General features: G+C 59.9%; 15 protein-coding genes and 2 pseudogenes. 5 read left to right on the top strand and 12 right to left on the bottom strand.

Translation table 11 applies throughout. The annotated features are described in order from the left end of the window. Positions 1–316: 316 nt before the first annotated feature. The 4 genes and pseudogenes from EFB14_RS23920 to EFB14_RS33555 all read left to right on the top strand — a co-directional run. Positions 317–1,027 carry a ParA family protein gene (locus tag EFB14_RS23920; RefSeq protein ID WP_125846518.1) on the top strand — a complete coding sequence of 237 codons (711 nt, stop codon included), beginning with the start codon at positions 317–319 and terminating at the stop codon, positions 1,025–1,027. Then, positions 1,024–1,416 carry a hypothetical protein gene (locus EFB14_RS33560; protein WP_210276263.1) on the top strand — a complete coding sequence of 131 codons (393 nt, stop codon included), beginning with the start codon at positions 1,024–1,026 and terminating at the stop codon, positions 1,414–1,416. Before EFB14_RS23920 ends, EFB14_RS33560 begins: the two co-directional genes overlap by 4 nt. A 4-nt stretch (positions 1,417–1,420) precedes the next feature. Beyond that, the gene (locus EFB14_RS23910; RefSeq protein WP_126829136.1) at positions 1,421–2,674 is read left to right on the top strand and encodes a DUF1173 domain-containing protein; all 1,254 of its coding nucleotides are present in this window, start codon (positions 1,421–1,423) and stop codon (positions 2,672–2,674) included. 384 nt (positions 2,675–3,058) lie between these two features. Beyond that, a pseudogene (locus tag EFB14_RS33555) lies at positions 3,059–3,313 on the top strand (WGR domain-containing protein); the annotation flags it as partial. Between the two features lie 142 nt (positions 3,314–3,455). Here the strand turns inward: EFB14_RS33555 and EFB14_RS33020 are convergent. Further along, a complete protein-coding gene (locus EFB14_RS33020; protein WP_164737576.1) occupies positions 3,456–3,623 on the bottom strand; it encodes a hypothetical protein in 168 nt (55 codons plus the stop codon). A gap of 414 nt (positions 3,624–4,037) precedes the next feature. Here EFB14_RS33020 and EFB14_RS23900 point away from each other — a divergent pair, with 414 nt between their 5' ends. Further along, complete coding sequence (locus tag EFB14_RS23900; protein ID WP_125846520.1) at positions 4,038–4,316, top strand: HU family DNA-binding protein; 279 nt, start codon at positions 4,038–4,040, stop codon at positions 4,314–4,316. Between the two features lie 44 nt (positions 4,317–4,360). On the opposite strand, the gene EFB14_RS23895 is transcribed toward EFB14_RS23900, so the two are convergent. The 11 genes and pseudogenes from EFB14_RS23895 to EFB14_RS23840 form a co-directional block, all read right to left on the bottom strand. Continuing rightward, positions 4,361–4,672 carry a DUF736 domain-containing protein gene (locus EFB14_RS23895; protein WP_125846521.1) on the bottom strand — a complete coding sequence of 104 codons (312 nt, stop codon included), beginning with the start codon at positions 4,670–4,672 and terminating at the stop codon, positions 4,361–4,363. 516 nt (positions 4,673–5,188) lie between these two features. After that, entirely contained in the window at positions 5,189–5,590 is a 402-nt protein-coding gene (locus EFB14_RS23890) for a hypothetical protein (protein WP_245438296.1), read from the bottom strand. After that, entirely contained in the window at positions 5,553–5,798 is a 246-nt protein-coding gene (locus EFB14_RS23885; RefSeq protein WP_126829135.1) for a type II toxin-antitoxin system prevent-host-death family antitoxin, read from the bottom strand. Before EFB14_RS23885 ends, EFB14_RS23890 begins: the two co-directional genes overlap by 38 nt. Positions 5,799–5,876: 78 nt before the next feature. Next, positions 5,877–6,800, bottom strand: coding sequence for an ArdC family protein (locus EFB14_RS23880; RefSeq protein ID WP_126829134.1), 924 nt, complete (start codon positions 6,798–6,800; stop codon positions 5,877–5,879). A 296-nt stretch (positions 6,801–7,096) separates the two neighbouring features. Continuing rightward, on the bottom strand, positions 7,097–7,681 hold the full coding sequence (locus tag EFB14_RS23875; protein WP_126829133.1) for a hypothetical protein: 585 nt from the start codon (positions 7,679–7,681) through the stop codon (positions 7,097–7,099). 671 nt (positions 7,682–8,352) lie between these two features. Then, positions 8,353–8,928 (bottom strand): hypothetical protein, encoded by a 576-nt coding sequence (locus tag EFB14_RS23870; protein WP_126829132.1) that lies wholly within the window; start codon positions 8,926–8,928, stop codon positions 8,353–8,355. Positions 8,929–8,960: 32 nt separating this feature from the next. Beyond that, positions 8,961–9,572, bottom strand: a complete 612-nt coding sequence (locus EFB14_RS23865; RefSeq protein ID WP_126829131.1) for a hypothetical protein — start codon at positions 9,570–9,572, stop codon at positions 8,961–8,963. A 123-nt stretch (positions 9,573–9,695) separates the two neighbouring features. Beyond that, a complete protein-coding gene (locus EFB14_RS23860) occupies positions 9,696–10,106 on the bottom strand; it encodes a hypothetical protein (RefSeq protein ID WP_126829130.1) in 411 nt (136 codons plus the stop codon). 871 nt (positions 10,107–10,977) lie between these two features. Beyond that, positions 10,978–11,871 (bottom strand): DUF3991 and toprim domain-containing protein, encoded by an 894-nt coding sequence (locus tag EFB14_RS23855; protein ID WP_126829129.1) that lies wholly within the window; start codon positions 11,869–11,871, stop codon positions 10,978–10,980. 573 nt (positions 11,872–12,444) lie between these two features. After that, a pseudogene (locus tag EFB14_RS23850) lies at positions 12,445–12,531 on the bottom strand (DUF1419 domain-containing protein); the annotation flags it as partial. 214 nt (positions 12,532–12,745) lie between these two features. After that, a complete protein-coding gene (locus tag EFB14_RS23840) occupies positions 12,746–13,573 on the bottom strand; it encodes a universal stress protein (protein ID WP_126829128.1) in 828 nt (275 codons plus the stop codon). Positions 13,574–13,870: the final 297 nt, after the last annotated feature.

The following is a 13,870-nucleotide window of genomic DNA, read 5'->3' as shown; positions in this document are numbered from 1 at the left end:
ACAAATTTCAACCCAAGAAGCGAAACTGCTACGGGCGCGGTGATCAGCCAACCCAAGAGCGATCAGCGGTGAGCTAACCCGATGAAGGTGTGTTCACACCATTTATTCACACGGGATATTTACGCTATATTTCAATATGGTTAGTCTGCATCGGCACATCGAGCGAACACAGCGCGCGTTGGTGCCTTGCGTTCAAATTCTAGAGACCATCGCCCATAGAATATGTCTGAAGTCCCGCATTTGAGTTGACGATTGCTATACTCATATAGTTATATTCGTGAAGCGAGGTACGCCAGCCGTCAGAGGATCGATCAAGATGAGCCGAGTCTATGCCGCAGTGAGTAATAAGGGTGGCGCGGGCAAGACCACGCTCGTAACGCTCGCGGCGGGGGAGTATGCACTTAGAAACGAGCGGGTGCTTCTGATCGACGCCGACAGCAGGCAGAACCTGTCGGGCTGGTGGCGATTGTGCCACAACAAGCAAAATGTGCCCGAAAACATCGAAGTCAAAACGGCTTCGACATCACGATCGCTCGAAACAGCGATCGATCGGTTTGCAGCTTCCTTCGACCTCATCGTCATCGACGCCCCCGGCGTCGATAGCTCCTTTCAGACGAGCATCATTCGCGCGTCGGAACTGGTGATTTCTCCTATCCAGCCGGCGATCAAGGAGATCGAGGCGGCTGGGCAGGCGGTCGCCTTGGTCAACGAGATAAACGACGAAGCAGGGTCCAGAATTCAGCACCTGAATGTGAAGACGCGCGTGACCGTCCCGGCCCGTAACCTCGAAGCCTATCGCTATATTCGACCATTCGTCGCTGGTTTGCAGGACGCCGCCTATCGCACAAGCCTGCTCGATACAGAATTGTTCGAGCGCAATATCTATCGCGAAATTCAAAACGGCCTAGGGACTTTGCAAATGCAGGAATTGACCGACAGCGTCCGAAAAGCCCGCGCCGAAGTTCAGGCGCTCGTCACGGAAATCGAGAGCAAACGATCAATCCATCTCAAGGGCATTGCCGCATGAACAAGCCGAGCCTGGGCCTTGACGACTTCATCATCGCATCGAAGGCGGCCAAAGCCGATCTCAATGCTGATGGTGGAAATGCGGGATCGATCGAGCGTCACGCAAAAGACGAACCGGCGCGGCCGGTCGCAGCCCCTATCCTGCCCAATCTCTCGGAAAGTGCGCGCCGGCAGAAGGCGACCACAAGCGCTATCGCGGGGGAACGAGCGCGCCACGCACTCAAAAACCTGAAGCGCGCCAAAGAGCGCGACGCGAAGTTCTATGTCAATGTTGCGCTGGACTACGAGACGAAGGCGCGCCTGAAAAGGGCGGCGCATGAGAACGATGTCAAGATGACAGTGATCATGCAGGCGGCGATCGATTTTTACCTGAAGGAAAACGGGTACTGATGCCATGGATTGGCGAACGCCCGAGGTAAGAATTTCACAGTCGGCAAGAGAGACTCGGCGGCTGCGGATCGTCGACCGGATATTCGATGGCGAAGAGGAAAGCTACGCGGAAGCGCTCGCAGAGGCCTATCGGCTGAAGGTCCGGCCGCTTTGCCTCTGCCGGGAGCCAGGCATGCCCATGTATATCGCGCAGATTGGTGGGCAGTTGGTCGTCAAGCGTATGCCGCTCTCCGGCGGGGATCACCATGCGACTTGCCCATCCTATGAACCGCCTTACGAGCTATCCGGACTCGGGGCATTGATGGGGACAGCGATCAAGCTGGATGCGGTCGCAGGGTTTGCGGCACTGAAGCTGGATTTTCCATTGTCGAAGCGCGGGGCGTCGGGACCAGAGAACACTGATTCATCGCAATCAGACAGCGTCAAGAACGACAGCAAACGACTTTCGCTGCGCGCACTTCTCCATCTCCTCTGGCATGAAAGCGGCCTCACCGAATGGACGTCCTATTGGTCGGGCAAGCGCCATTGGTGGCAAATCTATCATCATCTCATCGAAGCTGCTCGTACCATGTCGGTGCGGGGAGAGCCGCTTGCAGAACGCCTGTTCGTGCCGGAGCCATTTCGAACCGACGACAAGGCTGCGATAGAGCAGCGACGCAGCCAGGCGATGGCGGCATTGGCAAGGTCAGGGACCGGGCCGAAAAAACTGATGCTGCTGGTCGGTGAGATTAAGGAGTTCGCAGCCGCGAGAAGCGGGCAGCAGGTTGTCGTCAAGCACATGCCGGGTTTTCGCCTGCATCTAGAAGAGACGGTGTGGAGGAGGCTGCAGCGGCGGTTCGAGGCAGAATTGGCACTCTGGAAAAGCGATGACCGCCACCATCTGATCGCAATCGCGACGATCGAAGCTGGCTCGGCCGGCCTTGTGACGATCAATGAGATCGCTCTGATGACCGTCACCGAGCAGTGGTTGCCGGTGGAGAATGCGCATGAAGAGCGGCTTCTCGAAAAGCTCGTACGATTGCGGGGCAAGACGGTAAAAGGATTGCGTTTCAACCTCGCCACCAGCCAGCCACTCGCCAATGCGATTCTGCCGGAGGCTCGCCCTAAACCCACGGCGCTTTATATTGTGCCGCCCAATGCCGATGATCGGTTTGAGGCATCGCTCCGCGAGATGATCGACGCACGACCGGACATGTCTGCATGGATCTGGCGGGTCGCGGACGGAGACATACCGCCACCCCCTTGGGACCCGAATTGAATGTTACCGCCGGCTGGCTGGTCTGCATTATGGCGAGTGGCATGTTCCGCCCGCGACCCCACCTTGTGCCCTCTACACGGAGCCGGGTTCAAATCAACAGCGCTCGGTCGGATCACGATCGCATCGCGCAGGTCGCTGACGCTGCACAAAGAACTCGGGCGATCGCGCTGACGATGCGGCAACCGCGTGAGGGGCGGCGTCACTCGAATGGGCGGAGACCGCTTGCGGGCTCCAAGAGCGGCAGCGAATAGCACCGTCCGCCCCAGGCGTCTCGCCCGGATCATCCTGCCCATCCGACAACCCATCATCGTCATGAATCAATCGAGGTCGATCGATTCAAATCTCTCGTTGGACGCCGAGTCCGCTCTCAACGATCATGCCGCAATGATTGCACAACCCTACGAGCTATATGTCGAACGCGTCGACGCCACGAAAAACATGGCCCGCTACTATGCCATGTCGATAGAGCCGACCCTGTTCGGTGAAGCGTGCCTCATCCGCAGGTGGGGGCGCATTGGCGCCGGTGGTCAGAGGATGATGCATCATTTCACGCGGGAGGAGGATGCAGTCGAACTCTTCCTCGAGCTTCTGAGAAAGAAGCGCTCGCGCGGATACAGACCAAGGCCCCATTTCCAGCAAGGTCCCCTCCCCGCCCCGCACCGAGCTTTTTCGGACAACCCGCCGCCACGACTTCACCCGATCATTGACGGCGAAGCGAAGCTTCAAGCCTGACCGTCGGTCGATCCGACGGTTAGGCTTGGCAACATGGCAAAAGTCTCCCTCAAAAGGGAGGCTCGGCGCTGATGCGGCCTTCCTGCTCCGCCACGAAGACCTCTCGTTCGGCCAGCGCCAGTTCGAGTTCCGCTGCGATCTGGCAGCGCTCGTCCGGATGTGCGTTCCGCAGCTCGGCCTTGAGTTCAACGATGGTCCGATCCAGTTCGTTCGTCATGTGTCGTCTCCTTGACGTTTGTGAAAGACGAGCGCTCCGGTCATGGCGGGATGGAGGGGTCAAGGATCGCGATGGCGACCGGCGGAGCCGGCGAGTGGGGGAGCCGATTTTGTCGGAGAGGAGGGCACCGGAGCGGAGGCAAAATTGGGGGAACCGCTCGTCCTTGAGGCCTTCATGCCGCCATGGCACCCTCGGGCGGACTGAGCAGACTTTCCTCTCCGTATGGCACCCAAAAATGTCGACGCGGGCTCGATACCAGCTTCCGGTTTATCGACGCTTGCCGCGGATGGTCGCAAACCTCGTTGGTACTTGTGGACAATCGCGTTCTTATACGGAATTTGCCGCAGCGTGCCGATGACAGCGGCGGTCACCAGTGGCAGGGATTCCGGGTCATTCATGATGCGGAGAGAAAAAATGACCACCACCAACGAAATCGCCGACAAGATTGCCGGAGAGCACGGCCTGACCAAGGGACAGGGGAAAGCCATCGTCGAGGCTGTGATCGCTTCGATCACGGCGGCTGCCATTGCCGGCAACGAGACGTCCCTACCAGGTTTTGGAAAGTTCAAGGTGAAGGAAACACCTGAGCGAGAGGCTCGCAATCCGTCGACCGGCGCGACCATCAAGGTCGCGGCCGCAAAGAAGCTGAGCTTCCAACCGGCCAAGGCGCTGAAGGACGCGCTGAACAAGTAACACGTCAGAAGCCCCGCTCGGATCGAGCGGGGCTTTCGGCTTTATCAGCGACGCGTGCTGCGTGACCAGATGAGCTGCAATCCTTCCTGCCCCTGAACTTCGGTCAGCGTTGCGTAGATCGGCGCGGGGAAACTCGGGTCGTCGAGCTTGACCGAGATGTAGTCGCGCTCACTCTCGCGAGCCTGCTTCTGCCAGCCGGCGCCAAATTCGACATTGCCGGCCAGGACCCTGAAATCGGGAGCGTCGTCGGAGGTGCGCTCGACGCGGACGATCTTGGCCTTGACGTTGAGGTTGAGGGTCTTGATCGTGCCGGTAAAGCCGTTTTCGGAAGCGGTGAAAGAGCCGATGGTTGCCATAGTCGTAATCCTTCTGTTGCTCGGGCCGCGCCCATCGCAGCCTCGATGGCTGTCGATGAGACCGGGAACGATCGGACCGCACCCCTTGGGGCCGTAACAAAGTGAAGGACGGCCTTTGGCCGAGGCTTTCTTGTCTCGCGAGGAATGGCGGCAGATCCGGGGTCCCCACAGGACCTGTCATGTGGGGTGGTCATCGCCAGGGGAAGAAAACGAGCCGGCCGTTGCGGGAGGACGATCGAGCCGAGCGTGCGAGGCGATTTCCGGTCAGACATGCCCCATCGAGACCGCGGGGGCGAGCTGTTGCGCGGAGAGGATCCGGCGCCTGGCTCCGTCAGGCAGATCGCGCTTTCGGCAGACGCATCTCCGCACCAGACGCCCTCGGACATCGTCAAGACCGGCTCACAATCCCCGCTGCAACTTAGATCCGTCCGGAGATGACTGAAGCCAGGCCGTGCCTTGGTGCGCACTGGATTGGCACGGCAATCAGCGTGCGTGTGCGACCGGCTCATGAACGGTTCAAGGCCGCCACCCTGCGGCTCGCCGCTGCATCCTTAACGGTGCGGCGATTTTCTTGAGGAAGGCCGGGCTCAAACTGCCGAGCGGAACGGCGCACTCGAAATCGAAGGCCTTGTCGAGTTCGACCCGGTTGTACTCGTCGAGAATGATCCAGCACGGAAAATCGAGACCGGCGCGCCGGCATTCGATCTGGCTGATCGGCAGAAACAGGCGCTCGTGCTGCGGCGTTCGCGAAGTTATGGCGAACAGGACGACAACACCTGGCACGGACGACGACACAGACCGGTCGCGCCTTGCGACCTGTTTCTTCGCCGGCGTCTGCTGACGCTTCCAGCCATAATGGAAACGGACGACATCCCCCGCGTCAAACCTGCCCGTCCTCGAGCAACTCGTCGAGGCCATGCATCAACTCGGCGTGGACTTTGTCTGGTGCGTCGTCGAGATTGTATGCGGCAGTATGGGAGCGGCCGAGCAGCTTTCGATACTGCTCCGCGGTCAAGATGACGAGCTTCTCCTTGCCTCGCTTGGTGAGCGTCACCGGTTCGACCAATGCGGCCTCGAGGATCTCGCCCGAGGCTCGGTTCATGTCCGAATAAGAAAACTGCTTCATAGGCACCTCCAGTCAATTGCGTAAAACACGTAATCTTTATGCAAGTCGGCCCGGGATAGCGACCAACTTGCGGGAGGATTATGCGGCCTCATCGTGCGGCTGAAGCGCGTGCAGATAACCGACGGCCTGTTGCGCATGCGCTGCGGCCTGGACGATAAACCGTTTGTCGCTCTCCAAAACCGAAAGCCATGACGCGAGATAGCTCGCATGGTCCGGGCGCGGCTCCATCTCCGGAACGATGCCGAGGTCGGCCGCAAGGAATGCCGCACCCAACTCGGCAATCAGTTCTTCGCGGGCCCGCTCCGACCGGTCTTTTGTGTATCTGGAAAGATCACGATTGAGGCGATGGGGTGCACCAGCCCAGTGAATTTCTTCATGGGCAAGCGTTGCATAATAGCTTTCCACGTCCCGGAACGATTCGATCGGAGGCATCTGGATATAGTCCGGCGCCGGCGCGTAGAAAGCCTTGTCGCCACCATGACGGATGAGGGCGCCGGTCGCCGCGAAGAAGGCATCGGCGTGCGCGATCCTGTCAACGGGCCGCACGGTATTGTCCTCACTCGGAACTGCATAGCTTTTAGGAAGGCCGTCGATCTGCTCGACATTGAAGACGGTGTAGGCCTTGAGGAAGGGAATATCGCGTTCGACCTCCCGCCCCTCGCCGTCAGTTTCGATCTTGCTGATACGGTTGGCATAAACGACCATCGAGCCCGTCTCGCCCTTGCGGACGCAAGCGCCAAGTTCCAATGCCTGGCGAAACGTCATCCATGTCGATGACGAAAAGCCGCGTGCCATGCACTCCGACCAGAGCAGTAGCACGTTGATGCCCGAATAGGGCTCGCCGTTATGGCGCAAGGGCCGCGAAACGCGGCCGCTCAGATTCTTCGCGCTCCATGGCTGCAGCCATGGCCGCACACCCTCGTCCAGCGCGGCAACGATCTTGTCGGTGATGCGTGCATAGATGTCTGCACGTTCGCCGTTGTTCTTGTCTGACTTCTTCATGATCTTATCCCTCGACCCCGCGAACCGCGCCCTTCGCGGTTCGTCACGGCGGTCGAGAAAGCGGAGGCCGGAAGCGGCGCACCCGCTGGCATCCTGGTTGATAGTTCGATCATCGCAGGCGGGCCGGAACGACAGTGGAGGACGGCTTGCCGTTGCGACCGACCATCTCCGGGCGCAGCTAGACCGCAAACCGGGACGAACCGTGAGGGGCAAGGCTAGCCAAACGACACAGAATAGGCCGGTGCGCGCCGCGCACCGGCCTTGTTCCGGAGATAAAGGGGCTTTCGCCCCTTCCGTCAGTCGAAAGCGGACATCTGTAGCGAAGCCGCCTTCTGGTCGATCGATGGAGCGGCGGCAGCAGCGCCTGCCCGCTCATATGGCTTCCAGGTCTCACCAGTGATCTCTTCATAGGCGCTGACTGCGCCTTCGGCGGCCATGCGCAGGACGTGGGCCTGCAGGCCCATGTCGGCTGCGAATTCGCGCTTGCGCTGGGCGCGGCTGTCGAAGCCGACCGGGCCTTCAATATCCTCGTCGCGATAGTCGTTGGAAAGCTTGGTGGTGAGATCGCGGGCTTCCGTGACTGAGCGGCTATAGAACTGGCCCGCGCCGTAGGCGGAGCCGACGAAGGAGCCGACGATGCGCTGCATGTGGATCTGCATGGCCCTTTCGGCGAGACCGTCTTTCAGTGCCACGGCACTTTCGATGAGCTGGGCACGGTGGAGTTCGCGGATACCGTCGCTATCGACGACGGCCAGGCCGAAGCTTTCGGAGATGCGTTGTGCCTGCGCGCTGTCCGGGCAAGCGTGGCGGACCATCTCGAGGGTGGTGGCACGCTGGGCGGCTGGGCGGGCTATCGGTGCGGAACGGTTGAGCGATGCCATGATGAATGTCCTTGTCCGTGTTGGTTGAGCAAAGCCCGGGGCCTGCCGTTTGTCCGGCGCTGTCCCTCGGGTGCGGTCGACACGAACCGGCGAGGCGGCCTGGCCCAAGGTCAGGACGATGCGAGGCGAGAAAGGTGGGGTTGCGGACAATGCGGGGCGCTTGCGGTCTGCAGTGAACGCGGCAACGCCTTGCGAAGCAAGCGTCGAGCCTGCCGCCCCGCGGCGCGGACCGCGGCCTTTGACCGGGCTGCAGTCCGGTTCAGACCGCAGCAGAACCGAGGGCAGCGCCGGATGAACCGCTCGACGTGCGTACTCGGCCAACGCTGGCACATCATCGGCTTGCCGCGGTTCCGCCAAGCTCCTTTCAGACTGCGCCGAACTCGGAGGTAAATCCGCTTGGCAACTCCAGTCCCCGCACTTCATGTTGGGAAAGCTCCCCGCAGCGCTTCGACAGTTGCGGTCTGCAACTCCATTATCCTGCGTTTAGCGCCGCGTGGCCAAGAGACCGCGGCCTAGACCATGCAAAACATCGCAAGGTTGCGTCAAACCTCGGTAACTTGTGCGCAGAACATCCAACGGTTCCTGGATGCATGGAGAGGGAGCGCACCAGCGAAAGAGTTTCCAAACAAGGAGCTAGTCACGACGGGGTCAACCAAGGATATGCTGTCGGATCAGGGAGCACCGAAGCGGTGCAACATCATTCGAAGCCGCAGATTCTGTTGGCGAAGGCGATCAGCCAAAAGCGTCTTCAATCGGCGATTTTCGGCTTCGAGAGCAGACAATTCATCAATTGAAGCTTCGCTGAGAGACGCCAAGTGGGAAGTTACTGAGGTACCGACCTTATCGCCGTCTTTAGGCCTAGTTGGCGACTGACGGCCCGTGATCCCCGATCGAGGGGGCTTTCTTGTCGCGGCGGCTTTTGCAACAACTTCGACAACGGCCAGTTCTGGTTCTGAGCGCTCTTCCACAGTAGCAACGGCGATCGCCGCTATGGCATCAGAGGTCTCAGCCACCGGCGCGAGAACCGGCGCCGCAACAGGCGCATTTTCCACGGCAGGCGCGATGACAATGTTTTCGACCGTCACGTCAGCTTTCTGCCCGTCCTCAAACAGCTGCGGCGCCACGCTGGCTGCCTGACGGGCAAATGCCTTCAGATCTGTACTGCCCCAGATGGATCCCTGCCTGACTGCCGATCGGCGGCCCTTCGACTTGATCTCGACAACGAAATTTCTCTGCGGAGTCTTCATGTCATTCCAATCATAACAGCCTGACCGGCAGGCTAACGAATATCAAAGCGCTCGAGCATCTTTTTCAATTGAGCGTTCTGCAGTTTCAGCTTCAGCGCCAAGGTAGCCTTCAGCGCCGCGATGTCTTCGTCGAGGGCGGCCACCTCCTGAAGAAATGTCAGAGGCTGCACCGGAAGAGATGCAGGTTGTGGGTCGTCGTTCGACTTGAACGGAGACTGCGTCACGACTTGAACCGAACCGGGCTTTATACGCTTCGACCGATTTTTGCTAGAGGTCGACAGGGCTTCCATATCGCCAGGGCTTGCCGGTGCTATTGCCACGACATCTGGATCTGGACGCTCGATTGCGACTTCCGGTTCTACTATGTCAACCGCTCGTTCCGACGGCAAATGGGAGGCGACTTCGCTCGGTTCGACCGCGGGCCTGACCACCGATGATGACGTAACCGGCGAAGCGGCGGCGACGTCTGTCGTTCCGAGCGAATGATCAGTCGACGCAGCTTTCGTTGCAGAAAGCGCTTGCGCCCCGTCCTGATCGCCTGCCTGATCCTCAGCCGGTTTGTCTGAAGCCGGGGGAACCAACGGCGACGATTGCATTTTACGGCGCGACGTCAGGTCCGCGAGAAATCGCCATGGTGACTTCATAGTGCTTTACCCCCTGACTGGATGCGCAACGGCGCTGCGAGATCCTTGCAGATCCCGCTTGCCAAATTTCTTGGTTCGATATGCTTGCCGCTGTCAAAAGGCAGAACGACAGCACTGTTCGCGTCAGACGCGATCAAGCCGCCTGCGCAGATCGGCGTTTTCGTTGCGCAGCTTTTCGGCAAGCAGCTTGCGAAGACGCTGGTTCTCTTCTTCCAGCTTGATCAGATCTTCAATCTCATCAAGCACTGCGACAGACGTTGGTTGCGGCTGTGGAACAGCCTTAGGCCTGCGCTTGGCTCTGGTAGCCTTTGCTGCAGCTTCGGGCTTTGCAACGACCGCTTTGGCCTTCCTGCCACGGCCGCTTGCAGCCTTTACGGAATCCGACGGTGCAGCAGCAGCTTGCGACGGAACGTCAGCCGGCGCGGCAACCGCCTTCTTCTGACGAGGTGCCCGCGTCTTCTTCACAGGGGGTGTCTCTACCGGAGCCGCTACGCCTACGGCAACAGCGGGGGCAGCGTTATTCTCTTCAGCCATCGATCATCTCCTTTACAGCCGAACCCTTTTCGGCCGGGCGAGATACTCTGTCAACAGGGGCTTGCGCGGGCCTTTGCTTTGGTTTGCGTGTAGGCGGACCATTGGGTCGTTGGCACCGATCTGCATCGCGCGTCAAAGGATTACCCTAAAGCTATGAAACCTGATGTTTGTCTGTTTGTACGGCGCACAAGGAAATACAAAAGGCGCTCTACTCTTGCGGGAAGCGCCTCTTCTGGAGCCGGAAAGCACGAACATGCCATGCGACGATGCAGAATGCCATCGGTAATTGGTAGTGACGGGCAACTATGACATCGAAATGTCATATAGGGGGTTCTACGGATTTCTTCAGCCAGCCTTGATCGCAGCTTGTATATCACTTTCCACGTCCTCCATCTCCGCCGCGACGAGATCGCGTTCGATGTCGTCGAGTTCATTTCGCTTAAGAGCAAGCGAAGGCGAATGTCTCTCCAAGGTGCGGCCGGTAGGACACCGGCGGCCGTTCGGAATCCTCCAATCGATTGCGGTAGCTCCAGCGTTCAGCTTCCATGGTCGACAGGGCATGCCACGGCGCCATTGGGCGTCTCGGTATCCTTCAAAATTGACAACCGCCCCGGTCGTTGCCGACCGAAAGTGCGTACCTCGTCGTACGCGCTTGGTTGTGGCGGTTCGTGACGGCTGGCGACACCTTGGAAGATCTTGCGAGTTTCGGGACGACAAGTCATGGCTTTCTCCTGAGGTTCTGGCCCGAAAGCCTTGCCTCGAGACATTTTGATCACCCCATCGGCACGTCCGGGTCAGGAGGCGACGCCAACGGGCAAAGCCTTGCCCTTGACGCGGCGAATTCCCATGCAGCGGGCCAGCCTTCAGCTCTCTACCTTGTCCGTCTCTGCTGAAGATCCTCGTTCCAGTCTCCGGCGTTCGGGCGAAGCCGCTGGAAACCGCAGTCCAGGCTCGACGCGATCTGTCGCAACCTATCGGCATAGGCCTCGCCCTGGCTATTGCTGTCGGTCGCCGCCACAACGAGATCGAGGTCACCGGCGAGCAACGTCACGGCACTCTCGGTTGCCGGCGACCAGCCGCCAGCCGTACTGGTATAGAGGGTATCGGCGCGGCGACCCTCGAGTGCCGATAGGCTGAGCGCGTCAATGGCGGCTTCGGTGACGCAAAGCCGGCCGCCGACCGAGTTTCCGAAGCGAAAGAGCGTCTTGGCGCCCCCGGTCGAAAATCCGCGCCACACCGGTCCCCTCTCCTCCCAGCCGGAGATCCTGCCATCATTGTCCTGATGGGCGAACCAGGCGCTGCCGGAAGGTCCCTGCCGGATCAGTCTGGCGTCGGTCGCCTGTTGCAGCACACGGCGCGGAATGGCGCGCATGCGGGACAAGTAGTGGTGAGCACGTGCCCCCTGGCACAACAGCGGGCGGGCCGCCCATCGTGTAGAGATGTCAGCGGCCGTCCGGCGCGACGTGCGCGCCCGCCATGTCGGGTACAATGGCTGAACGCCGGCCAAGGCTTCGACTGCCGCCAGCGTTGCCTGAAAATTTCCGGGCTGAAGGAAGCCAATCAGTGCAAAGATGTCTCCCTTTCGGTCCGACAGCGGATCAAACCAACCCCTCCCCTCGTGGGTGACGATGATGATCTCACCGCGGCGTCGGAATTTGACGGCGCGGCGCGTGCTCTCCTTCAGATCGATTGCAAAACCAGCCTGCTCCAGGGCAACGGCGCAGGAGACTTGCTCGCGCAGCCGCTCGATATCTTCTCTTTGCATGTCCAATGTCCTTTCCGCCCTCCTGATTGTCAGGGCAACCCCCACCAGCCGCGAAGACCGGCGACTGCAAGGGCGCGATTTGAGGATGAGCAGCGATGAGATAATGTGCGCGGCGAAGCTTCCCTTGCGGCCGACGGGGCGCGAGCGGCAAAATCGACGGTGCGACCTGGGGGATTTCAGTTGCGGTTAGAGCGCGGCCGGTTCGAAACGGGTGGTATGGGTGTAAACGCTCATACGAAAAGCTCCGCAACGACATCGGTAGCGTAAGCGTGTTCTCCCTTGCGTTCGTAGCTGGCCAAGTCCGCCTATTTTGGCCAACTTCAAGAACACCAAGGACAGTGCCCAGGAAGGACAAGGATTTTGCGTCAACAGAGAAGCGAAGGCGTGATACAGGTAACTCTCAGACCTGAGCACGGCATACAGGTAACTCTCAGACCTGAGCACGGCCTTACACAGGGCAGAATGCAGCGATGCTAAAGACCGATACTCGCCAAGCGAACTGGCGTCGTGCTAATCCGAGCAAATATGATGCTGACCTTGCCGTGCAAACTATGTCTAATGTCTGCAATGGCGATCGCAATAGCCATGGAAATGCCGGATGAAGCTATCGATGCGTAGGGCAAAGAACACCGCTGTCACCGTACCCGTCAGAAACTCGCGCGAATGCACGTCTCGCCTACAGGCCATACTCACTTCCGAAGTCGAGAAAGGCCTCGATCCCCTCCGGCGGATTGCTATGATTCTGAACTTCTGACACTGCTGCGGCACGTCATCCTATGACGGCAGTAACCTGTTGGCTCTTGCGAACACCGCCCGAGAGGCTGGTCGAATTGGCGCCTGCCAAGTCCTGGTCGTGAAATGATCTCAGCTGCACCTAATGCTTCATCATCAACGGAAGCGCGGCATGCGACAGCAGATGACGGGTGATACGACCGAGAAGCAGTTCCAGGAAATAGCCGTGCTTGAATGCGCCGATAAGTAGGCAGGTGGCATTCGCCGACCTGGCGAAATCGAGGATTGCTTCCGCTACGGACCGACTTCCCGAGTCGATCGCGACGACATCGCTCTTGAGCCCGAGCTGGTCAATGAGCTCCCTCGCAGTGAACTGGTAGCTTCCGTCCGGTTTGTCGTTGACGCATAGAACGGTCACGCGATCGGCCGCGGCCAGCCAGCGCCGGGCGGCGACGACCGCGCGCTGCGCATGATCATGCGGTTTCCAGCCGATCACCACATGTCCCAGCAGGTTGCCTCGATAGGGACCGGGCGGCGGCGCCAGGACGAGCTTCTGTTCATTGAACAGAAGATCGTGGAACGCGTCGCGGGCATCCATGTTGCCGTGACACGGAGCGACTACAAGCGCCGCCTCATGGCATTTGCTGGTCACACAGCGATTGAGATCGCCGCGGCAGTCGTCCAGAAGGAGACGCTCTCTATCGGACTTGGCCTGCTTCCAGTCCTCGAAGGCGGAGGTGACCCGCTCCAATCGCTGCGCTGGCGAGCCTTCGTCCAAATCTCGCAGCATCTGCAGGTCAATCTCCTCCGGCGCGGCGATCATCCTTGCAGGATCGGCGCCAACGTGGGCGGCTGCCATGGTGCCGCAGACCGCGCGGGCGGCGTCTTCGGCGACGTCCAGGCAGATCCGCGCAGTTGCCGGATCAGGCAGCAGAGCGAGAACGTCGGCATGGACGGTGACCTCATACATCACGGTACTCTGGCCCGAAAGCCGGCGCGCCAATCCCGCTGTTCGCGCTTTTGTGAAGATCCTGACCGACCTGTGTTGTTCGGCGCGTGAAGTTAACTCATATCAAGTGCCGATGCCGATGGGACAGAGATCGATGGACGACTTTCTCGCCATGTTCTGCTGCGCTACCGCTCTCGTGAAGGTCGATCATCACGGCGGAATGCCGGCCCATTATACAAAGGCGCCATTTGCTAGTCTAGACTGGCCCTTGCGAGGTGACGAGGCGCCGCCTTAGCCCGCTGACGTCGATGCGGCTGG

Origin of the sequence: Rhizobium fabae (assembly GCF_003985135.1) — a bacterium.
Classification (GTDB): domain Bacteria; phylum Pseudomonadota; class Alphaproteobacteria; order Rhizobiales; family Rhizobiaceae; genus Rhizobium; species Rhizobium pisi.
The sequence above is the reverse complement of the archived record's forward strand: the minus strand, read 5'-3'. Positions and strand labels throughout refer to the sequence as shown.

Excerpts from the sequence above, each read along its gene's own strand:
- EFB14_RS23880 (WP_126829134.1), bottom strand. The coding sequence starts at position 6,800 with ATGAAGAAGTCAGACAAGAACAACGGCGAACGTGCAGACATCTATGCA.
- EFB14_RS23920 (WP_125846518.1), top strand. The coding sequence starts at position 317 with ATGAGCCGAGTCTATGCCGCAGTGAGTAATAAGGGTGGCGCGGGCAAG.
- EFB14_RS23910 (WP_126829136.1), top strand. The coding sequence starts at position 1,421 with ATGGATTGGCGAACGCCCGAGGTAAGAATTTCACAGTCGGCAAGAGAG.
- EFB14_RS23885 (WP_126829135.1), bottom strand. The coding sequence starts at position 5,798 with ATGAAGCAGTTTTCTTATTCGGACATGAACCGAGCCTCGGGCGAGATC.
- EFB14_RS23870 (WP_126829132.1), bottom strand. The coding sequence starts at position 8,928 with ATGAAGACTCCGCAGAGAAATTTCGTTGTCGAGATCAAGTCGAAGGGC.
- EFB14_RS23890 (WP_245438296.1), bottom strand. The coding sequence starts at position 5,590 with ATGGCCTCGACGAGTTGCTCGAGGACGGGCAGGTTTGACGCGGGGGAT.
- EFB14_RS33020 (WP_164737576.1), bottom strand. The coding sequence starts at position 3,623 with ATGACGAACGAACTGGATCGGACCATCGTTGAACTCAAGGCCGAGCTG.
- EFB14_RS33560 (WP_210276263.1), top strand. The coding sequence starts at position 1,024 with ATGAACAAGCCGAGCCTGGGCCTTGACGACTTCATCATCGCATCGAAG.
- EFB14_RS23875 (WP_126829133.1), bottom strand. The coding sequence starts at position 7,681 with ATGGCATCGCTCAACCGTTCCGCACCGATAGCCCGCCCAGCCGCCCAG.
- EFB14_RS23865 (WP_126829131.1), bottom strand. The coding sequence starts at position 9,572 with ATGAAGTCACCATGGCGATTTCTCGCGGACCTGACGTCGCGCCGTAAA.
- EFB14_RS23895 (WP_125846521.1), bottom strand. The coding sequence starts at position 4,672 with ATGGCAACCATCGGCTCTTTCACCGCTTCCGAAAACGGCTTTACCGGC.
- EFB14_RS23900 (WP_125846520.1), top strand. The coding sequence starts at position 4,038 with ATGACCACCACCAACGAAATCGCCGACAAGATTGCCGGAGAGCACGGC.
- EFB14_RS23860 (WP_126829130.1), bottom strand. The coding sequence starts at position 10,106 with ATGGCTGAAGAGAATAACGCTGCCCCCGCTGTTGCCGTAGGCGTAGCG.
- EFB14_RS23855 (WP_126829129.1), bottom strand. The coding sequence starts at position 11,871 with ATGCAAAGAGAAGATATCGAGCGGCTGCGCGAGCAAGTCTCCTGCGCC.
- EFB14_RS23840 (WP_126829128.1), bottom strand. The coding sequence starts at position 13,573 with ATGTATGAGGTCACCGTCCATGCCGACGTTCTCGCTCTGCTGCCTGAT.